The 20,279-nt window shown below is 41.8% G+C and carries 19 protein-coding genes; 6 read left to right on the forward strand and 13 right to left on the reverse strand.

Annotated features, from left to right (window positions below; all coding sequences use genetic code 11):
* Window positions 1–186: 186 nt before the first annotated feature.
* Window positions 187–714 (reverse strand): DUF2179 domain-containing protein, encoded by a 528-nt coding sequence (locus LQ50_RS15975; protein WP_034631217.1) that lies wholly within the window; start codon window positions 712–714, stop codon window positions 187–189.
* Between the two features lie 179 nt (window positions 715–893).
* A complete protein-coding gene (locus LQ50_RS15980) occupies window positions 894–1,055 on the reverse strand; it encodes a hypothetical protein (protein ID WP_237563730.1) in 162 nt (53 codons plus the stop codon).
* Window positions 1,056–1,370: 315 nt separating this feature from the next.
* Between LQ50_RS15980 and LQ50_RS15985 the strand changes: the two genes are divergently transcribed.
* Both LQ50_RS15985 and LQ50_RS15995 read left to right on the forward strand, forming a co-directional pair.
* Window positions 1,371–1,616, forward strand: coding sequence for a hypothetical protein (locus LQ50_RS15985; protein ID WP_034631220.1), 246 nt, complete (start codon window positions 1,371–1,373; stop codon window positions 1,614–1,616).
* A 452-nt stretch (window positions 1,617–2,068) separates the two neighbouring features.
* Window positions 2,069–2,944: an AraC family transcriptional regulator gene (locus LQ50_RS15995; protein ID WP_034631224.1), complete on the forward strand. Its 876-nt coding sequence runs from the start codon at window positions 2,069–2,071 to the stop codon at window positions 2,942–2,944.
* Between the two features lie 134 nt (window positions 2,945–3,078).
* On the opposite strand, the gene LQ50_RS16000 is transcribed toward LQ50_RS15995, so the two are convergent.
* Window positions 3,079–3,885, reverse strand: a complete 807-nt coding sequence (locus LQ50_RS16000) for a LysM peptidoglycan-binding domain-containing protein (protein WP_034631227.1) — start codon at window positions 3,883–3,885, stop codon at window positions 3,079–3,081.
* A gap of 245 nt (window positions 3,886–4,130) precedes the next feature.
* Between LQ50_RS16000 and LQ50_RS24440 the strand changes: the two genes are divergently transcribed.
* Window positions 4,131–6,224 (forward strand): sensor domain-containing protein, encoded by a 2,094-nt coding sequence (locus tag LQ50_RS24440; protein ID WP_052144810.1) that lies wholly within the window; start codon window positions 4,131–4,133, stop codon window positions 6,222–6,224.
* Window positions 6,225–6,339: 115 nt separating this feature from the next.
* Here the strand turns inward: LQ50_RS24440 and LQ50_RS24445 are convergent, their stop codons facing one another.
* The 3 genes from LQ50_RS24445 to LQ50_RS16020 all read right to left on the reverse strand — a co-directional run bounded on the left by LQ50_RS24445 (window position 6,340) and on the right by LQ50_RS16020 (window position 8,773).
* Window positions 6,340–7,404, reverse strand: a complete 1,065-nt coding sequence (locus LQ50_RS24445) for a sensor domain-containing diguanylate cyclase (protein WP_052144811.1) — start codon at window positions 7,402–7,404, stop codon at window positions 6,340–6,342.
* Between the two features lie 236 nt (window positions 7,405–7,640).
* Window positions 7,641–7,886, reverse strand: coding sequence for a hypothetical protein (locus tag LQ50_RS16015; protein WP_034631228.1), 246 nt, complete (start codon window positions 7,884–7,886; stop codon window positions 7,641–7,643).
* Between the two features lie 74 nt (window positions 7,887–7,960).
* Window positions 7,961–8,773, reverse strand: coding sequence for an SGNH/GDSL hydrolase family protein (locus LQ50_RS16020; RefSeq protein WP_034631230.1), 813 nt, complete (start codon window positions 8,771–8,773; stop codon window positions 7,961–7,963).
* Window positions 8,774–9,029: 256 nt separating this feature from the next.
* On the opposite strand from LQ50_RS16020, the gene LQ50_RS16025 reads away from it, so the two are divergent.
* Window positions 9,030–9,482, forward strand: a complete 453-nt coding sequence (locus LQ50_RS16025; RefSeq protein ID WP_034631233.1) for a hypothetical protein — start codon at window positions 9,030–9,032, stop codon at window positions 9,480–9,482.
* A 208-nt stretch (window positions 9,483–9,690) separates the two neighbouring features.
* Here LQ50_RS16025 and LQ50_RS16035 read toward each other — a convergent pair whose 3' ends face one another.
* From LQ50_RS16035 to LQ50_RS16055, 5 genes are all read right to left on the reverse strand, one after another.
* Window positions 9,691–11,400 (reverse strand): ABC transporter ATP-binding protein, encoded by a 1,710-nt coding sequence (locus LQ50_RS16035; RefSeq protein ID WP_034631237.1) that lies wholly within the window; start codon window positions 11,398–11,400, stop codon window positions 9,691–9,693.
* A gap of 273 nt (window positions 11,401–11,673) precedes the next feature.
* The gene (locus LQ50_RS16040; RefSeq protein ID WP_034631239.1) at window positions 11,674–12,813 is read right to left on the reverse strand and encodes a glycerate kinase; all 1,140 of its coding nucleotides are present in this window, start codon (window positions 12,811–12,813) and stop codon (window positions 11,674–11,676) included.
* A 14-nt stretch (window positions 12,814–12,827) separates the two neighbouring features.
* Entirely contained in the window at window positions 12,828–14,096 is a 1,269-nt protein-coding gene (locus tag LQ50_RS16045) for a GntP family permease (RefSeq protein WP_034631241.1), read from the reverse strand.
* A gap of 124 nt (window positions 14,097–14,220) precedes the next feature.
* Window positions 14,221–15,369, reverse strand: a complete 1,149-nt coding sequence (locus LQ50_RS16050; protein ID WP_034631242.1) for a sugar diacid recognition domain-containing protein — start codon at window positions 15,367–15,369, stop codon at window positions 14,221–14,223.
* Between the two features lie 75 nt (window positions 15,370–15,444).
* A complete protein-coding gene (locus LQ50_RS16055; RefSeq protein WP_034631245.1) occupies window positions 15,445–15,687 on the reverse strand; it encodes a hypothetical protein in 243 nt (80 codons plus the stop codon).
* A gap of 71 nt (window positions 15,688–15,758) precedes the next feature.
* On the opposite strand from LQ50_RS16055, the gene LQ50_RS16060 reads away from it, so the two are divergent.
* Window positions 15,759–16,292, forward strand: a complete 534-nt coding sequence (locus LQ50_RS16060) for a sigma-70 family RNA polymerase sigma factor (protein WP_034631247.1) — start codon at window positions 15,759–15,761, stop codon at window positions 16,290–16,292.
* Window positions 16,285–17,559, forward strand: a complete 1,275-nt coding sequence (locus LQ50_RS16065; protein ID WP_034631249.1) for a DUF4179 domain-containing protein — start codon at window positions 16,285–16,287, stop codon at window positions 17,557–17,559. The genes LQ50_RS16060 and LQ50_RS16065 overlap by 8 nt, the downstream gene beginning before the upstream one ends.
* Before the next feature lie 170 nt (window positions 17,560–17,729).
* Here the strand turns inward: LQ50_RS16065 and LQ50_RS16070 are convergent, their stop codons facing one another.
* Both LQ50_RS16070 and LQ50_RS16075 read right to left on the reverse strand, forming a co-directional pair.
* On the reverse strand, window positions 17,730–19,028 hold the full coding sequence (locus tag LQ50_RS16070; RefSeq protein ID WP_034631251.1) for a helix-turn-helix domain-containing protein: 1,299 nt from the start codon (window positions 19,026–19,028) through the stop codon (window positions 17,730–17,732).
* A complete protein-coding gene (locus LQ50_RS16075; RefSeq protein WP_052144812.1) occupies window positions 18,994–20,277 on the reverse strand; it encodes a M20 family metallo-hydrolase in 1,284 nt (427 codons plus the stop codon). Before LQ50_RS16075 ends, LQ50_RS16070 begins: the two co-directional genes overlap by 35 nt.
* Window positions 20,278–20,279: the final 2 nt, after the last annotated feature.

The following is a 20,279-nucleotide window of genomic DNA, read 5'->3' on the forward strand; positions in this document are numbered from 1 at the left end:
CATGAAAACAAAGGTACGAAGAATCGCTTCTTCGTGCCTTTTTAGTATGCGAATTATACTGTGATTTAAGTTGCAAAAAAAGCGTGATTTAGCGTGTGTATTTGTCTGTGTTTTACCATTTTTTCACCTCACAAGTAAACTCGTTAATGGTCCACTAGGGTGGTTCTTCATTTAAGTAATCCCTTTCTACGAGGCCTTCCTCTTCTTCATCGCCTTCGTAATATATCCGCCTTTAAAGTTGCGAGGCTCATAAGAGATGATAAATGCATTCGGCTCGTGCGAACTGACAATCTTCATAAACTCTTTTTCACGGTCACGTCTAGCGGTGCAATCAAGCCGATATCTACGAGCATGATTCATCCCTTCCACTTCAGACATTGAGACGCTGAAGCCTTCCTCTCGCAGGTGACTTGATAACGTTTCATTTCTATTCATAATGTTTACCTCAATCGACACGTAACCGATTGCGAGCTTCTGTTCGATCAATTGACCGAGATAAACACCTATACCAAAACCTAACGCGTAGGCAACCATATTTAAATAATTGGAAAGATCACTAAAGACAATTCCAAGTGCAACAACGTAAATGAGTCCTTCAAGGATCCCAAGTGCCGCTGCCTTTTCTTTCATCCCCTTGACCATTAAGATCGTTCTCAATGTAAGCACAGGAACAAACAACAATTGGGCTATGAAAATAATCAGTGCTTGAAGCATCGTCTCACCTTCCCCCCTAAAATGTTCAACCTGTGTAGTGTAACAGGATTTCACTGATGAATCTACACGATTCCCGTAACATGTATTGGTAAAACATGTTCCTCCAATTTTACTAGTATCTTTTGACGAAAAAAAGAACCACCGCTCACCTTTAAGAACAGTCGGTCCCTTCTCCTACATCAATCAATTACTCTCGCTACTTCTTTGTTACACTTTTGACAATACCCTTTTAAAATAATCGCGAAGTCTGAAGAATCAACATGGTAATTTACAATGGTCGTCACTCCACAATTGGAACAAAAAACATTGTCTTCAAGTCGCTTTCTAATATCAGCTGGCATCGCTTGCCACCGCTTTAAGGCTAACTCGTCAGTTTGTTTGATCGTAACCATCACCTTTCTATAGAACTATTATAGACAAAAATCACAAACAAAAGTCAGTCCCTATTAGAATACCTTATTTTTAATCATTTGCTAGATTATTACGATCATATTTAATGCATAACAACCCACACCCCCCCTTGCAATCTTCTTGAAACCATCCTTTTATTATTTCGTGTATAATTAAAAAGGAAAATAAATACAGGAGGAGTTTTATGAAAAAAGGAATCATCCTTTCTTCCATGATCATTCCTCTACTATAGCAGGAGGACTATGATGACAAAAACCTATAAAGCCGTGACGTATGATGTTTGTGAACACAATGACCTATATGAAGATATGAACGAATATTTTATAGATTCTCCTGAAAAAATCGATGAAAAAATAAGAGAGTTAGCCAAACAAGATGTGGCTCCATTAGTAAAACTGTATGAATTGGATACAAGGAACGAATTCCAATTAATCGACGAATATAAATTCAAAGACTATGATTGTGGTTGTCTAAGTAAAGCGAGGCCTTAAGTATGATAGTTATTGATCAAGCGAAACGTGAACATTGGTATACTTCCTTAAGGTATAAACGCCAACTAGGATAAGTGCAAGCTGAGAAAGAAAGGTCTCTTGCTCTTTTTCTTTGATTTGACATTCCTCATAATCATAAGCTGTTTTTGTAAATATTATTGCTGTGAAGAAGCGTTTTTTCTCGTAGTGAAATGGAGCGGAAGTCACTCGACTCCTGCGGGATGAAGAGGTAGGGGCGAGACCCCACAGGCGCAGCCGAGGAGGCTCGGCACCTCCTTGCGGGTGCGAGTGACTGAAGCGCAATGGAACGAACATTGGAGAACGCGTCTCCCCCCATAAAATAACAATGTATAAGAAAACACCCTAACAAAAAAGACCCTACACATGTAAGCACGAAATGTCGGGTTGAACTCGTTTGCTCCTGCTATTGTATAGATCAAGGAGGTCATGACATGGATTTGCTAAAGAACATGAATCAAGCTATTCAATATATTGAAGAAAATATTACGAGCGAGCTTAACTATCAAGAAATAGCAAAAGTAGCATTCTGTTCAGAATTTCATTTCAAACGGATGTTTTCAATGATCGCTGGCATCTCACTATCCGAATACATCCGCAGAAGGCGCCTTACTCTTGCAGCATTCGATCTAAAAGATGGCCATGCAAAGGTCATCGATATCGCGATGACCTATGGATATGCTTCACCCGATTCCTTTTCACGAGCGTTTCAAAACTTGCATGGCATCACGCCATCAGAAGCTCGAAATAGCGGACAATCACTTAAAGCCTTTCCACGAATGACCTTCCAACTAACCATAAAAGGAGGAAGTGAAATGAATTACCGAATCGTAGAAAAAGAAGCTTTTCGTATCATCGGCATCAAAAAGCGAGTTCCAATTGTTTTTAATGGAGTGAATCCAGACATAGCTGAAATGTGGGAAAGTCTCGATCATGCCACTATCACTCAACTTAAAAGCCTGTCCAATGTAGAGCCTAAAGGACTTCTTAGTGCTTCGACCAATTTCTCAGAAGGACGAATGGAAGAAAAAGGCGATCTCGATCATTATATTGGCGTTGCAACGATGAAGGATTGTCCAGCTACATTCACACAACTTGACGTTCCCGCTTCAACATGGGCTGTCTTTGAAGCCGTTGGTCCATTCCCCGATACTCTTCAGGAAGTGTGGGGACGCATTTATTCTGAGTGGTTTCCATCCTCTCATTACGAGCAAAAAGAAGGTCCAGAAATTCTGTGGAACGAGGAGAAAGACCTCTCCTCCCCAAACTTCAAAAGTGAAATATGGATTCCCGTTTCAAAAAAATCATAGTTAAAGAGGCGCTCTCACAAGGTACATATTAGACCTTGCGGGAGCACCCCAAATAGCTTGAACTATTAAGAGGACCCCTCTTATCAAGCAACTAGTCATCGTCTCACCCAATCTCCTCCCTTCATATTTCACGATCACTCAAACCAAACTCTCACCTGAACAAGATCTTGTACCGATCCGTCCTTCGCGCTCCTTGTGTACACTTGTAATGTCCCTCCGCTCGCCGTTGGCTCCTGGTCAAATGGAATCGTATCTCGAAAACGACTATAAGAAGGCGCTCCATACTCTGCGGTTGTAAATGTTTCCTCTGTCACTTCAACTTGATTATCATCAACCACTCGGTACAGGACGTTCGCTTCAAAGGCGCGTGCATAACCAGAAATAAGTTGGTTCTCACGAAGAATCGATCCTGGAAAAGGCTGCGTGACGACAATGTTTTGGGACATTGGAAGAGGAATGATTAATCTCATTCCTGCATACAGAACATCTGGCGAGAACGTGATTCGCTTGGAATTGGCATCGATGATGGATTGAATGGGAAGTCCTACTCTTTCAGAAATCGATGCGAGGCTATCACCAGGTTGGACTTCATCGATAACTGCTAGGATTTCAATTTGTTGATAAGGGAAGATGAAATCCGGATTTTGTACCGTCGGATTGATGCCTGCGACTAACTCTGGAAAACTATAAAAACGCTGTGCAATCGTCCCCATTGTGTCACCTTGTTGAATGACATAAAGGGTGGCTGTTCCATTCGAAATAATCTTTGGGATTACGAGCTCTTGATTAGGATAGATCACATACGGATCAACAAAAGGCGGGTACAAAGCATTGGCCAAAGCAATGGCATCGACTGTACTTTCATATTGCATAGCTAAGCGATAGACGGTGTCTCCAGGTTGAACCGTATGAATAATATGCGTTTGGAACATGATCGTCATTCGTCACCTCTCCTTTTGGTTCGCCCCCATATATGTATGATAGGAAACGATGAATATTCCTTTATAAGGGATGAGCTATGTTTTAGTGATAAACAAACGATCATTCTAATGTCAATCATCCTCAAGTTTCCTCTATACGTTCATGCCATTAGACAGTATGATAAAAGCATCGACATAGTCTATTAATAATAGACAGTATTTGATCTATCTCCAACTCCTAAAGGTACTACAAGAAAGGAGCGTTTATGAGCAACCTACATTGGGCACAATCAGAACTTATGAATTATTTAGATACGAAAGATTATCCATATAAAGAGTTACTTGAAAATTTCACCGAAGCCATTTATGTCATTAGCTTACAAGGTCATTTCCTTGATTTTAATCGGGGGTTTACCAAAGTATTAGGTCCACGTGAAAAGCTTTTGAATACACCTTTTCTTGACATCGTTCACCCTGATGATAAAGAAATAGCCAGAAGAGGTTTTATTGAAACGATCGAAGGTATCACGCTGAAAGAGGTAAGGTTAAGGATTTTTGCTAGTTGTGGAGAAATCAGAACCATTGTAACAAGCAATGTGCCCATTATCGGAAAAGAAGGCCAAACGCTTGGAATATTGGGGATTGCTGTAGACATTACGGTTGAAATTCAACTCCAATCTCAAATTGAAAAACAAAACAATAAATTTAAGTCCTTGCTTAAAAACTCAAATAGTGTCAGTTGCATTCTTTCTGATCAAGGCGAAGTCACTTACCGGAGCCCATCACTTGAAAAAGTGTTAGGATACAAGCCAAGCGAAGGATCCCAAACGTTTCTTTCATTCATCCACCCAGATGATATGGAACACGTTCAAAATTGTTTTGACCAGATCCTTGTTGAGCCAGATCAACCGCAAATTTTCGATGTCAGACTTCGTCATAAAAATGGAAATTGGCGAATGGTACACGTTGAAAGCCATAATTTATTAGATGATCCTGACATTAACGGGATTATTGTCAATTACCATGACGTGACAGACGTGAGAGAAGCTCAACATGAAGTCCACTACATGGCTTATCATGATTATTTAACCGGATTGCCAAACCGCCGCTACTTTGAAGAACAGCTTGAAAATGAATTGCAAAAAGCAAAAGCCTATCATCAAAAAGTAGCTGTCTTTTTCATTGATATTGATCGTTTTAAATTTATTAATGATACGCTTGGACATGACATGGGTGATCAAGTTTTAATCAAAGTCGCTGACATGCTAAAAAGCTTTGTTTCCGATAAAGGGACAGTCGCGAGAATGGCTGGCGATGAATTTATGATGTACGTTTCTACTGTTAGAGACAGCGATGACGCAGAAAACATTGCTACTAGCATTTTAAAGAAGATGCAAGAGCCTATTATCATCAATGACTACGAGCTTTTTGTTACGGGTAGCATCGGCATCTCGCTCTACCCAGACTCCGGAGAAGAACTCTCTGTTTTAATGAAAAACTCCGACTTAGCTATGTACGTAGCAAAAGAGCGAAAAGAAAATAGTTACACGTTATTTAACCCAGTAATGGAAAAAGCAACGTTCAAAAACTTTTCATTACAAAATGAACTAAGAAAAGCGAATTACCAGAAAGAATTTGAACTATACTATCAGCCAAAAGTCAGCTCAAAAACACGCCAAATCGTAGGAACAGAAGCACTAATCCGCTGGAACCACCCAACATTGGGCACCCTAGCACCAGGTGAATTTATCCCTTTAGCGGAAGAGAGTGGATTAATCGTTTCGCTTGGAGAATGGGTATTCCGTCAAGTTTGCAAGCAGATTAGAACGTGGAAAAGCAAGGGCTTCCCACCAATCGTAGTATCTCTTAACTTCTCAGCCCTACAAATGTTACAAAAAGGCTTAGTTGAAACGGTTGCGTCTATTTTAACCGAACATCAAGTAGACGGAAAATGGATCGAAATTGAGATTACAGAGAGCCTCATCCTTGAGAATGATGGCGAAATGGTGAATAAGCTAGAAGCCTTAAAAGAGTTAGGCATCCATATTGCTATTGATGACTTTGGGACAGGCTTTTCATCTTTAAGCTACCTAAAAAAATACAAATTTAATACCATCAAACTCGATAAATCATTTATTAACGACATTCATACGTCTCAAGATAACAAAGCCATCATCGAGTTCATTATCAACCTTTCCAACCAACTTCAAATGAAAGTCGTAGCTGAAGGGGTTGAGCATGAAGAGCAACTGGCCATTTTACAAAAGCTGAACTGCGACGAACTCCAAGGCTACTTGTTTAGCCGGCCCCAACCGTTACCGCAATTTGAGAAGTTATGGTTACGTGATTTGCCTTTGTGAGTAGTAGAGATCGCGCCTCATTCTGAACGATGAGGCGCGTTTTTTTTATGTAGGAGGAGGACTCGCACAAAGCCAGCCCCAATGCACCATGCATGGGGCTGCCTCAAACTTTATATTAGCTAACTTCTTCATCTCCCATGCCTCCGCTAACAAACGTAAACCGGTTTTTCCCACCTTGTTTCGCCTTATACATCCCCTGATCGGCTTGTTCAATTAATTGTTTACTAGACTCTCCGTTCTCAGGATACATCGCTATTCCGATACTAGAGGTCACTTGTGCCTTCTTTCCATCCATCGAATGCGAGTGGCTAAGTTGTTGAATGATTCTCTTAGCAATGTCAGCACAATCGTCTTTATCCACCTCTGGAAGAAGGATGAGGAATTCATCTCCGGCAAATCGCGAAACGGTATCTTGTTTACGTACGCACATCTCTAAATAGCGGCTCACCTGTTGAAGAAGATAATCGCCCGATTCATGTCCAAACGAATCATTCACTTGTTTGAAGCCATCTAAATCAAGAAACATAACAGCAAACTTCTTATTTGTTTGTTTCGCATGTTTAATCGTTTGCTCGAGTTTATCCATAAATGCTCTGCGATTTGGCAACTTCGTTAATGAATCCTCGTATACGAGTTGCTTCATCTCTATTTCTTGGTTTTTTCGAATGGTAATATCTTTTATGACCATCTCAACTGCTCGCTCGCCTTTAAAATCAATGTGCGAAATGGATGTCTCTACGATAAACGTGGTCCCATCTAACCGTTTAGCTTGGTATTCCTCGTTTTTAAGTGATTCATTTTCAAATTGAATAAGATCGTATATTGATTTGTTCAGAAATTGTGTTGAATCCTCGGCACCAAATAAGTTACCAGCGGCTTTGTTTGTATAAACAAGCGTTCCGTTCTTATGAATGACGATCGCTTCAGGAGATGAATCGAGTAGATGCTGCACATGTCGCTCATTTTCCAACGCTTGTTGAATGATTTTCTTTGCTAAGAAGAAAATCCAGAGTACCAATAAAATCTCAGCGATAGAAGCTGCAATATGAAGCATATATTCCCAAACAAGAAGCCCTCTTGCCGTAATATGAATAAGGATATGGACAGCAAAAATTTCTATAAGTGATATCAAAATAAGCAAACAAACGATCAGCTTCATACGTGATGCGAATAATTTCATGATGTATACTCTCCTTTTTTCAAAAACGGCATATGGTAATTGGATAACAGTTAACTTGTGGTTCGTCAACTAGTAGTGAGGAAAGGTGGCGAGGAAATGGATAGGTAGTTCCTTTAATCTTATGGCTCTCCTCATCATATATCAAGTCTTTTATCCTAAAACTTATGGTACATCAGCTAGGCATTGTCATTCCCTCCACAAAAAAATCCACCCATGACGAGTGGATCTCCTATTCATTAATATAGTGGCTGCTGGTGATGATGATTGTGGTGGTTCTGATGACACGGCGGGAACCCGTTAATATCTTGAATCATTTGATAATCATAATGTTTTAGTGCGAATTGAGAATGGTACATATATTCCATCAAATATAATTGCCCCCCATTCGCATCACACAATATACCCGAGGCTCCTTGACCGTTTGTAAAAGAAACACCAATAGGCTGCCCCATCAGATGACTGATTTTCCTCTGCCAATCCATGCAAACTCCCCCTTTTCATACTTTATGCAAAAGAGCAAGTTAGGTGTTTGTTTCATACACGAGGGGGCAAGCACCTACCATCTCCCCATCAAATACCCGACAACAAACTCTCCCCAGACTTCATGCCCCGCCTCACTTGGCCTTCTGTCATTCAAGTACTTCTGTAACTCCTTTTTATTATCTGGAGACGGCCAGATTTTCCAATGATTTGCATACTCGTATTCTTCCTTTTTCGCAAAGTTTACTAGGTCTACCTCTGTTTTCTTTACATAGTAGCCTGCATCAAGAAGTGGGTTCGCTGGCGTCATAATGATGCTTGTATCAGGAAGTTCCTCCTTAATTGTTGCAAGGACTTTCTTCATATTGCTTAGCGAATCCTCAATTCCAATCACTCCCGCATCATTTAGAAGTAACGGTTCAACCACTAAAATATCCGGGGCACTTTCGATAACATCGTCTACATAATCGGAATACAGCACATCGATGGAGCGCTCCTCCCCTACTTCAATCACCGTCGCTGTGATGCTCTCCTCTCCAAGTTCCGACTCTAGCTCTGACGTTACAAGACTCGTCCAACTTTTACTAGAGTCTGCCTCATATACTAATGACTTTGATCCAAAATAGCTTACACGAATAGGCTCTTCCCCGCCTTTCTGCCCTAGCCAATAACCTACCACCCCTCCAACATCAATAAGGCTTTCTTTCGGCATTGAAAAAGATTGCTCTTCCTCACCATCCAACTCATCTGGTTCCACCTCTGATACTTCAACGTTCACATCCTTGGCAGCTACTGCAATCGTCTCAAGCTTGTCTTTATAATGATGGTGACCAAAGATCACACCCAAGATACTTAAACAAACCAATCCAATGAACCATACGTTTTTCAACTTAACACCCCTTCTACATGTCCTCTATCCTGAAAATAAATTCCATATATTAGGACGTTATACCTTTGCTGGAATTTGTCTTTTCATCGTTACATTCCGACAGCAATAGCTGAATTTTGTCTTGTAGATGGGGTTTGGAGCCGCTCGCGTCGAAAACGTGTTTTCATTCTGGTCCTTTGACGAACGAAGCGATTCATAATTTGTCCTATTCGCGAATAAAATTCTTAAACAACCCTTGAAAAAGCAGGTGACTCCTATGCGTAGACAAACATCCCCTCTAATCCTGATCGTACCGTTTGCCTTAATCATCGTTCTTTTATTATTTGTCGTTCTTATCCCATCCCAATCGAAACAAGCTAGTAAACTAGTGACCGAATTCTATAACGCTGAACAACAAGCGGATTTCGCTTCTTCATGGGAATTGCTTCATCCAAAAATGAAAGAGAGATTTTCAAAGTCTTCCTATATGCAAGACCGGGTTCATACCTTTATGAATCACTTTGGAGCCGATACCTACACGTACTCAACATCAAAGCCAAGTAAAATAAAACATTGGACAATGACTGAGGAATCAGAACCGATTGAAGTATATGAAGTAATTGTCACAAAAAATTACAATGGAAAATATGGACGCTTCCAATTTGTCCAATATACCTATGTTTCTTTAGATAAAGAGGAGCCCGGGATACTCTGGGATTATAAAGAGTAAAATCTCATCATTTGGACCATGAATTTCTAAGCTTGCTGTCCAATTTCCAGGATATTCAATCCAAACTTGGGCTTTTGCTGTCGGAACCTGGCTATTTGCTGTCCAAACATCGCATTTTGCTGTCCAACTTTAAAAAAAGCCCCACCACTCCTCCACACAACAGCAGCAAAAAAGAGTATCGCGATTCTCTCGCAATACTCTTTTTCCATTACCCAAACTGAGCGTAATGAAGGCGGCTATAAATGCCTTCTGATTGAATTAATTCTTCATGCTTTCCTTGCTCGACAATTCCTTTTTTTGTGACAACCATGATTCGATCGGCATTTTTGATCGTAGCCAAGCGGTGGGCGATGACGAGTGTCGTCCGTCCTTTCGATAATTCGGCTAATGATTGTTGAATTGCTACCTCTGTTTCTGTATCTAGTGCCGATGTCGCCTCATCAAGAATGAGGATCGGCGGATTTTTCAAGAACATCCGAGCAATTGCTAACCTCTGCTTCTGGCCTCCAGAGAGCTTCACCCCGCGCTCTCCAATGACGGTATCTAGCCCATCCGGTTGAGAATGAACAAATTCATCGAGTTGTGCTCTGCGTGCAGCTTCCATAATTTCATTGTCAGTTGCATCCAATTTCCCGTAGCAATTATTTTCTCGAATCGATCCAGAAAACAGAAAAACATCTTGCTGCACAATCCCAATTTGGTTTCGTAAAGAGCTTAATGTTATATCCTGAATGTCCGTCCCATCAATTTCAATTGAACCATGATCCAACTCGTAAAAGCGTGGCAACAGGCTACATAAGGTTGTCTTTCCTGCACCAGAAGGACCCACAAAGGCAATCGTCTCACCAGCTTTAATCGATAAGGAGATGTTATTTAGAACCTTTTCTTGTCCCTCGTAACCAAACGTAACATTGTTATACCTTATGTCTCCTCTTACGCTGACTTCTTTAGCACGCGGAGAATCGGCTATATCAGGCACTGTATCAAGGATTTCACAATAACGTTTAAACCCAGCAATTCCTTTAGGATAACTCTCAATCACCGCATTAATTTTCTGAATTGGCCCAAGGAGAATATTGGCTAATAAAATAAACGCGACAAATTCACCATTCGTTAATTCGCCACGAATGACGAAGAACGTTCCAAACAGCAAAGTAAAAAGGGTAATGATACGCATGAGCATATAATTGGCTGTCACGTTTTGAGCCATGATTTTGTAGGATTGTAATTTCGTTTTGCGATAACGCTGATTGTTCACAGCAAATTGCTTTTGTTCATGCTTTTCATTCGCAAATGCTTGCACAACACGGATCCCACCAATGCTATCTTCTACTCTAGCGTTAATATCAGCAACATCGTTGAACATTTTCCGAAACGTTCTAGTCATCTTTTTATTAAAGTAGATCGCTAGACAAGTAAGAACAGGGATGACGATAAAAGAAATAATTGCTAGCTTCCAGTTAATCGTAAGCATTAAGCCAAAAGCACCAAGTAAGGTCATTACCGCAACAAAAACATCCTCTGGCCCATGGTGCGCCACCTCACCAATTTCCTCTAAATCTTTAGTTAACCGAGAAATCGAATGCCCCGTTTTATTATTATCGAAATAGCCAAACGACAGCTTTTGCATATGCTCAAACAGCATTCTGCGCATATCGGTTTCAATATTAATGCCAAGCATATGCCCCCAGTATGTAACCACATAATGCAATCCTGTATTTACTAGATAAATAGCTAATAAACCGATACAAGCCCATAAAATAACCGTCCAATTCCCCTCAGGCAATAAGCGATCGATCACTTGATTTACCGCTAATGGAAAAGCCAGCTCCAGTAGCCCCACTAACACCGCACACGAGAAATCAAGGATAAATAAGAACTTATAGGGCTTATAATATGAAAAGAAACGAGCTAACAAGTCATTCACCTCTTTATAACTGATAATGATAATCAATTATAATTGAAGTTATTGGAAAAGACAACAAAAACAGTGTCTGCCCCGCTACGTTAAAAGACCACTGAAAAAGATAAGATTTTCACCTTTTTCAGTGGTCTTTTAGCAATCAACATCTGGACCCATTGCCGCTTTCTCCAATCTTCTAAAAGGACTTTTTTCAGTGCCTCCCCCTCGCAATAAAAAAGACCGCAACTGCCCAAAATAGATAGTTACAGCCTCTACTCTCTACTGAACTCAGGAACACGTAATCTGTATTACCGCAGCAAGGTTCCGAGCTGTATTTTTCATATTTTCATAGCCTGCTTCAAAGGCTTCCTCCAATGTTACCGCTCCTGGAACAATACTGAACAAAGCATCAATGCCGTGATCATGCACATTGGTATAATCGTTTGTTAAACTCCCTGCAAGCGCAATGACCGGGACACCATGTTTTTTCGCTGTATTCGCCACACAAATCGGCGTTTTTCCATGAATCGTTTGATGATTAATGCCGCCTTCTCCTGTGATGACGAGATCCGCGTCTCTTACCACGTCTTCAAGTTTCGTTGCTTCGATCACTAAGTCACCACCACGCTTTAATTCAGAAGGTAAAAAGGCAAGCAGTCCTGCACCTAGTCCGCCCGCGGCCCCAGACCCTGGCACGTCTTGAATCTCCTTTCCTACGTCTCGCTTGATCACGCTAGCATAATGAGCTAAATTTTCATCGAGAAGCTCAATCTGTTCTGTTGTCGCTCCTTTTTGCGGGCCGTAAATGGCTGATGCCCCTTTAGGACCTGTTAATGGGTTATCCACATCACAAGCAACATCTACCGTTACATCCTGCAGTCGTTGATCCAGTTGAGATATGTCAATACGTGCAAGCTTCGCTAAACCAGCTCCTCCAAGCGGAATATCCAAACCATTCTCATCGACTAACCTTCCGCCCAATGCTTGCACCATTCCAGCGCCACCATCATTTGTCGCGCTTCCACCAATTCCAATGATGATTCGCTCGACCCCTTGATCTAGCGCAATTGAAATTAATTCCCCTGTTCCATATGTCGTTGCCACCATTGGATCACGTTTCTCAACAGGGACTAGCTCAAGCCCTGAGGCAGCAGCCATTTCAATGGCTGCTGTCTTTCCGTCTCCTAGCAGACCATAAAATGCTTCAACTTTTTCTCCCAATGGACCGGTTACCGTGGCATACTCAATCTTTCCACCGGTTGCATCGACAAGCGATTGAACGGTTCCTTCGCCTCCATCTGCCATCGGAACTTTCACATACTCAATATTAGGCAATACTTCCTTTAAGCCCTCTTCAATCGCATTCGCCGCTTGTAAGGCGGTCAAACTCTCCTTAAACGAATCTGGTGCAATGACAATCTTTTTCATCAGCGTTTCCTCCTTTATAAAAATAGCTTAAACACACCAAAGATCAGTGTTGAGATAATCGCAATCGTTAATCCGACAAGGGATTCATACGGAATGAGCTTTAGACGCTCTTGGAAGTTCATTAGTACACTCCCTGCTGTTGCGTGGAAGAAGCTTCCATGCGGAAGGTGGTCCAAAACGGTTGATCCAGCATGAATCATCGCCGCACCAGCAAGACCTGCTACACCTAACTCAAGCAATGTCGTACTAAAGACACTACTTGCAACCGCCGCTCCAGCCGTGGTGGAAGCCGTCGCTGCCGACATGAAAATACCTGATACTGGCGCTAATACATACGACGGCAACCCTAACACATCAATGCCGTCTATTAATACATTTCGAAGACCTGAGTTTGAGATGATTCCAGCAATGGTACCGGTACCTAAAAGCAATACGGCAACACCAGACATTTTATTTAATCCTGATACGATATACTTATTAATCGACGTAATTTTCCCCATGACGAGTGCACCAATCAATCCCCCTGCTGGAAGAGCAAGCATTGGGTCGATGACGATATCAAATAATGGGCGCAGTGCAAGTAACACGATCGTTACAAGTGGTGCAATAATTGCTAGACCAAAAGTTGGTAGCTTTTGCTCGTCTGTTTGTGTAATTTCATCAAGGGAAACCTTCGTCCCTTTATTGACTAATCTTTTCGCTATGATATATGTGACAAACAGTCCACATAGTCCTGGGATGATCCCAGCAGCCATCACAGATGTTAACGGGACATTAAAAGCCTCTGACACCGCGATCGTATTCGGATTCGGTGACATGATGTTTCCTGCCTTTCCTCCCCCGATCATCGCTAGTAATATCGCTGTTTTTGATAGATTTGCTCGACTCGCAATCGCTAGGGCAATAGGAGCTACAGTAATAACCGCCACATCAACAAATACCCCAACAGCGGTTAAAATCATTGTAGCGATTGCTAGTGCAAATAACGCTTTTTTCTCGCCGATTTTCTTTACGATGCTCTCAGCAATCGAAGCCGCTGCTCCTGACTCAATTAACACCCCTGCAAGCACACCCGCTGCTAAAATTCGTAACACTGCAGGGATAATCCCTTGCGCTCCACCCATCATTAAGTCAACGGTTTGCACAACGGAGGCGCCTCCAACTAAACCACCAAGCATCGCTCCTCCTACTAACGCATAAACAGGTGGTACTTTCCTAAATATAAGAACAATTGCTAATACTAAACCGACAATGGCGCCTAAAGCGCTTACTTCAATATCCAATGTTGACCCTCCTAGCTTAATCTGAATCTATTATTCATTGTAAGCGTTTTACAAAACGATTTCATTGGTCAACTGAACAGAGTAAACCGTATTCATTAATTACATTTCTGTTCATCCGACCAATTCAATTCTCATTGTAACAAAATAAATCCATCATCAGGGAGAGATACAATTCGAATAATTCTTTATAATTCCTGGGATCCTTGCCCGTGATTTCTTTGATTTTCTCTAATCGATACTGCAAAGAATTTCGATGAATAAACAGTTCATTTGCTGTATTGCTCGCTTTTCCATTTTCCTTTATGTACACGTGTAACGTCTTTTTTAAGTCCCCTAATTCATCTTCGTGCTTTAACCGCTGAACCAATTCTGCCAAAGGATTGGTTTCAATCTCGTTTGCTAATTTGCTTATAAACACATAAATGGAAAAGTCATCAAACAAAAGTAGCTTTTGTTCAGGGACTAACTTTTCACCAACGCCAAGCGTTTCTTTCGCCTCGGTAAAGGATTGATGCAGCTTTTCAACTGCTGCCACACGACCAACAGCCATTTTGATGCTCGAATCCATTTTATGGAGCTGACTAATCCACATTTGTACCGTTTGTAATGTCCGCTCCCTTTCCCATCTCCTGTCTTTTTCGTACACTTTTTTGATAATGACGAGTTCTCCAGTATAGATCGTGGCTATTAAATCATCGTCTTCGATTAACTTCGATAGATAAAGCTCTAACTTCCGGTTCTGAGCCATTTCATGAGAGTTGCTTTTTACTACGATCACCACTCGCGGAACAGCTAAATCCACTTGTAACGACTTCGCCTTTTCATAAAACAAATGATCATCTAAGTGGTTTCCGCTAATTAACTGATGAACAAACTCTTCTTTTATCCGCTCATCAAGCTGCAGCTGCTTTTGTAGAAAGGCTTGTTCAATGATCATTTCTGTCGTCATTTTAACTAATTGCCCATACCCTCGCGTGTCATTCGGGTCCCCCGTAATGCCAACAACGCCAACAACCTCTCCTTGAAAAACAATCGGCAAATTGATTCCCTCTTTAACTCCATTCCAACTATCCATATCAGCTCGTCCAATTTCCACGGCCTCTTTTCTCCTCAACACTTCACTGGCCACTTCATGCTTCGTCAAAATCCGTTTTCTATCACCCGAACCAATTATTTTCCCTTCCTGATCCATCACATTAATATTATATGGAAGAATCGCCATCGTTCGATCGACGATTTCTTGAGCAAGCATTTCGGTTAAAAACATTGTCATCCATTTCCTCCTTTTGGGACACGTGGGACTCGGGGACAGGTCCCTCGTCCCAGCGCAAGAGAGGCTCTCCCTTGGCTATACTCTACCATAACAAGGGACAGCAGGGACAGGTTCCTTGTCCCAGAAATACTGCCAGTTCCCCATGAGATTAGGTACCACTTTCGGTCCAACTCTACTATTCTGTCCAATCAGTTCAATTTGCTGTCCAAACCAACCATTATTCGATCCAAACTCACTCATTTGCAAGCGAAACACTTGCTTACTCGCTAAATGAATATGGTGATTCTCTTCTACACCTCCCTTAAGATAAAATATCAATAGACAGCAAACCCAAAAATAAAATGAACTTTTTCATATGCTCGTGACTCTAATAGGAAAGGGGTGAAGAGATGGAGGATTACCGGCTCGTTAAAAAGGCGAAAAAAGGAGACAAAGAAGCCTTGCTTCAACTAATCATGAAGCGAAAAAATCAATATTATCGATTAGCGTTTACGTATGTAGGCAACGAGCACGATGCCATGGATGCGTTAGAAGAGATGATTGTGCTTGCCTATGAAAAAATACACCAACTACAAAAAGCAGAGTCCTTTTATAGTTGGACCAATACGATTTTAGTGAATTGTTGCAAATCGTTAGTAAAAAAACGACTCAAGCTCGTTTTTCTAGATGAAACCGACTCAAAAAAACAACCAGACGCCATAACCAATCCGTATATCGTCCGTGAACAGCAACTCGACCTTCAGGATCTACTCTCGCGTCTTAATCAACATCAAAGAGAGGCGATTGCTTTAAAGTATTTTCATGATTTAGACTACAAATCTATTTCTAAAATAACAGGCGTATCCATTGGTACCGTCAAATCTCGAATCTTTCAGGGTTTAAAAAAGATGAAAACTCTCTATGGAGCGGATGCAGATGAATAAGATTGAAAAGAAGCTAAAAGAAGAGAAACAGCGCATTGATAAGCTCGAAGCCCCTTCTGAGCTAGAGGAGCGCTTACGAACGGCCCTAACGCAAACGAAACAACGTCGCTATTCACCGAAGAAGTGGTTCATCGCAGCGATTGCCATGTTCTTATTTTTCACCATTGGCTATCACTATCATGCATTTGCCTTTTACGGTAAGAAAATTTTCGGGTTTGATGAGGTGATGAATGGTACGCTACAGCACTTAAATGAGGAGGGAATGGGTCAAATCATTGATGAAACCTACCAGCTTCATAACCAAGCCGAACTGACCATTGAAGCGGTGATGACCGATGCGAATCGAATGATCATCTATTATACCGTAACCGATGACGAGGGAAACGTTGATCACGTGCACGATCAATGGTTTCGCCCTCGTAAAATTACGGGACTATTCACGAATGTACATTATGAAGGTGGCCAATGGCTTGTCAATGAAGAGGGAACCGAATTGAAAGGAACCATGGAGTTTGCATCACCTAGTCCCTTTTCGAAAACGTTAACCCTCCACTTTTGGAATCAAGACGAGCAAGTCGAAAAAACACACGCCTTTTCGTATGATCCAAATCAAGCGATGCAAACGATAATCAAGCAAAAAATTAATGAAACGGTACAAGTAGACAAAGGGCACATCACATTTGATTCGATCGTAGCCACACCATCATCCACAATGATCGAAGGCTCGCTCCGTGTGGATAATTTTGATCGTGTTAACTTAGGGTTACATGGGATTGAGTTAGTAGCGAACGGACATCCTATTGATTTGTTAGGGAGCAGCAGTTCGTCCTCTCTTACAGGTACAACCTTTGATATACGTTATGACGCTTTGCCAGAAGAATTAGAGTCCCTAATCCTTCACGTGAAGGAATTTGTCGGATATAGCAAACTTGATGCCGTTATTTCGCTAGAGAATGAGGATTCTGTCCAGACAAAATTAGATGGAGAAGAAATGACGATTAAACAAGTTGAGCACACTTCAGACACGACAGAGGTGACCATTGTAACAAAAGAGTCCCTTCTCCTAGATGATGTGTATATCGGAAGCGATCAAGAGAAGATTGAACTTTTGACTACGATAAACCAACGTGAGATCCCACAGGTGAACGGATCATTCTTAAAAGAACGTACATTGGTTTTTAACACAACAGAAAAGCCCGATCAACTGTTCATAGGCGGGATTCATTATGTAAAAGAGTATAATGAGGTTATTGAGGTAATGGATTAGTCAGCTCCCACTAAATAATGCCTGACCCCATTGGGGATCAGGCACTACTTTCAATCCAACTTACTTGTTATTCTATCCAACCAACTCGATTTGCTGTCCAAACCAACCATTATTCGATCCAAACTCGCTCATTTGCAAGCCAACCGGTTGTGTCCTCTTATGCTTAGCGCTTAATTCTGCAACTCATAAACCTTCCTTGGCCGTCCTCTGCCACCAGACTGCTCTTCTCCGCACACCTGAACGACACCGACCTTCTCGAGTTCAGTTAAAATTCGCCTTGCATTTCGTTCCGTGCCGTGAAGCCAGCTTGCGACGTCTTGGGTTGTCAGCATTTCTTTTTTGTAATGGCGAGCCATCGATACGATTTTGGATGCTACCGCTGGGCTGATGTTTGAGTCTTGAAGGCGCTCCTTCCAAAAGGAGGAGGAGTTGCGTTGCTGATACGTGATGACTTCGTTTGACTCGAACACCTCGGTCACTTCTTGGTTTTCATTGACGATAATGATCACCAAGTCGTCATGCTTTCTGGCATGTTGAAAGGCAACGCGGACATGCTTTTCAGTATCAAGCGCCGTAACACCAAAGCCGATAACTAATCGGACGGGCAATTTAGTGAGGAGCAAGGCATCATCTAACACTTGAATCGGCCAGGCGCGACTTTCAATTTCGCCCCTAGTCGTATAAATGTAAAAATGACTATCGCCACTTTGAACGAAGGAGCCTTGAAGCTCTTCGGCATAATCGAGTAAAATTCGTTTTAATTCCAGCTCTTGATGCTTTCTTTTATAAGAAAATTGCTGTTCATTGTAATCGCTCGTTGTATGTAGAATCTCAATTCCGACCATCGCTAGCTGCGCTTTCCGGTACCAATGCGATTCTGCACGCGTTTTTAAATAGCGCAATGTTTCTTGGATGCTAATATCAAGCGGAATAATTCGGTAACATGGGATATTTTTTTCGATCAATTGGTTGTAGACAGCCTGAATACACGTAAAGACCACCTCAACCTCCCCACTTTCATAAAGCTCTTCATGAAAATGGATAATGTCTTGTGCCGGTACATACCCTTCGTACGGAAACATATGAATCGTCAAGTCATCTAAGGAAAAGTTTGCCTTGACCCAGTCAATTTCCTTTTGCTGAATGGTATCTAAGCTAATCGACTTCATTTTGCCACCAAGCGCAAATTGAGCTTCGAGAAACTTTCCTAGTAAACTCGTTCCATGAAGAATCGGATAGCTGCCCTCATCTTCATCTATGACCCCACTTTCCACAGCCACTGCATAAGGCGCCTGCCCTGAAAACAACCACTGATCAACGAGGTCCCGATTCGTTTTAATAATCTCTTTCACTTCTTCAGTTGTTTCATAGTGAAAAAGGAATAGTTCCACATTTTCGCTTGTTTCAGCCACTTGCCTTATGATCTCAACGGAATCACGAGGTCCCACTACCCCTAAGCGTATGTTCATACTGCTCACCTGCTTTTTTATCTAAGTATGCACTTAACAGGTTTACTCCTTTTTCCAAATCCTCTAATGAGGCGTATTCATCTGGGTGGTGACTCAGACCGTCACGACATCGGATAAAAATGAGCCCTGAAGGCCATTTTGTCTGCATATTCATGACGTCATGCCCTGCTCCACTTTCAAGAGTTAAACATGTTAAGCCAACCTTGTCTCCTATGTTGGCTAAATCCTGATAAACAACCGGATCAAGGTGAATCGACCGATTATTCACAAGAGTATTAACTCTTATTATAACATGTTCTTGCTCCATCAGGCTCTGACATTGTGTCCGAATTTCTTCAGCTAGTGTGGCTTTTAACTGATCATCGACGCTGCGAATATCGACTCCTAGCGTTGCTTTTCCTGGAATGACATTCATTACATTAGGCCCTACCTCTACCGTACTAGCCGTTGCAACAATCGGATATTCCCCTTGTGTGTTCCAATAATTTGCTCGTTCATTAATAAATAAAGCGAGCTTGGAGGCAATGAGGAAGGCATCCTTTCTTTTATCCATCGGGGTAGTGCCGGTGTGGCCAGCCTTCCCTTCGATTTCGACCACAAGACGGATCGGGCAAGCGATCGCTGTGACAGCGCCGTAATCAGCACCCGCATCCTCTACTCGAACACCTTGTTCAATGTGAAGTTCAACAAAACTAAGCAACTCCTCTTTTGTCCGAGCAGCCTTTTCCATCTCCTCATAACGCAAACCATATGATTCGACCGCCTCTTGAACCGTTACACCGTTTTTATCCGTCACACTCTTTAATGCTTCTAAATCAAGCAGACCTGCCATCGCCTTGCTGCCAATAGTCGAGACACCAAAGCGCGCTGATTCTTCTGAGACAAAGCAAATCGCTTCAATAGGATGTGCCGGCTTGAAGTCTTGATCCTTTAACTTCTTAATCGCCCCCAACGCACACAGCACTCCGGCGACCCCATCATACCCCCCACCGCTTGCGACTGTATCAACATGGGAACCGAGCGCGATGGCTGGAGCTTGCTCTTGCTCTTTCGTGGCGTTCCATCTTGCAATCACATTTCCTGCTTCGTCTTCACGAATAAGAAGTCCGAGCGCTCTTGCAATCTCTTTAAATACTTCACGAGACTTCCATTCTTCTTTTGTAAAACTAAGTCTAGTAAAGCCTTCAGGATGCGGAATCACGTCTGTCAAGTTCAACTTCTTCAAGTTCTCATCAAGCCATTTTTTCATGC

This window comes from Halalkalibacter okhensis (genome assembly GCF_000787375.1).
GTDB classification, from domain to species: domain Bacteria; phylum Bacillota; class Bacilli; order Bacillales; family Bacillaceae_D; genus Halalkalibacter; species Halalkalibacter okhensis.

Bases quoted from the DNA above. Each gene is read 5' to 3' on its own strand.
- LQ50_RS16015 (WP_034631228.1), bottom strand. From the start codon at position 7,886: ATGGATTGGCAGAGGAAAATCAGTCATCTGATGGGGCAGCCTATTGGT.
- LQ50_RS16040 (WP_034631239.1), bottom strand. From the start codon at position 12,813: ATGAAAAAGATTGTCATTGCACCAGATTCGTTTAAGGAGAGTTTGACC.
- LQ50_RS16000 (WP_034631227.1), bottom strand. From the start codon at position 3,885: ATGACGATCATGTTCCAAACGCATATTATTCATACGGTTCAACCTGGA.
- LQ50_RS16025 (WP_034631233.1), top strand. From the start codon at position 9,030: ATGCGTAGACAAACATCCCCTCTAATCCTGATCGTACCGTTTGCCTTA.
- LQ50_RS15975 (WP_034631217.1), bottom strand. From the start codon at position 714: ATGCTTCAAGCACTGATTATTTTCATAGCCCAATTGTTGTTTGTTCCT.
- LQ50_RS16050 (WP_034631242.1), bottom strand. From the start codon at position 15,369: ATGACAATGTTTTTAACCGAAATGCTTGCTCAAGAAATCGTCGATCGA.
- LQ50_RS16060 (WP_034631247.1), top strand. From the start codon at position 15,759: ATGGAGGATTACCGGCTCGTTAAAAAGGCGAAAAAAGGAGACAAAGAA.
- LQ50_RS15985 (WP_034631220.1), top strand. From the start codon at position 1,371: ATGACAAAAACCTATAAAGCCGTGACGTATGATGTTTGTGAACACAAT.
- LQ50_RS24440 (WP_052144810.1), top strand. From the start codon at position 4,131: ATGAGCAACCTACATTGGGCACAATCAGAACTTATGAATTATTTAGAT.
- LQ50_RS15995 (WP_034631224.1), top strand. From the start codon at position 2,069: ATGGATTTGCTAAAGAACATGAATCAAGCTATTCAATATATTGAAGAA.
- LQ50_RS24445 (WP_052144811.1), bottom strand. From the start codon at position 7,404: ATGAAATTATTCGCATCACGTATGAAGCTGATCGTTTGTTTGCTTATT.
- LQ50_RS16070 (WP_034631251.1), bottom strand. From the start codon at position 19,028: ATGAACATACGCTTAGGGGTAGTGGGACCTCGTGATTCCGTTGAGATC.
- LQ50_RS16075 (WP_052144812.1), bottom strand. From the start codon at position 20,277: ATGAAAAAATGGCTTGATGAGAACTTGAAGAAGTTGAACTTGACAGAC.
- LQ50_RS15980 (WP_237563730.1), bottom strand. From the start codon at position 1,055: ATGCCAGCTGATATTAGAAAGCGACTTGAAGACAATGTTTTTTGTTCC.
- LQ50_RS16065 (WP_034631249.1), top strand. From the start codon at position 16,285: ATGAATAAGATTGAAAAGAAGCTAAAAGAAGAGAAACAGCGCATTGAT.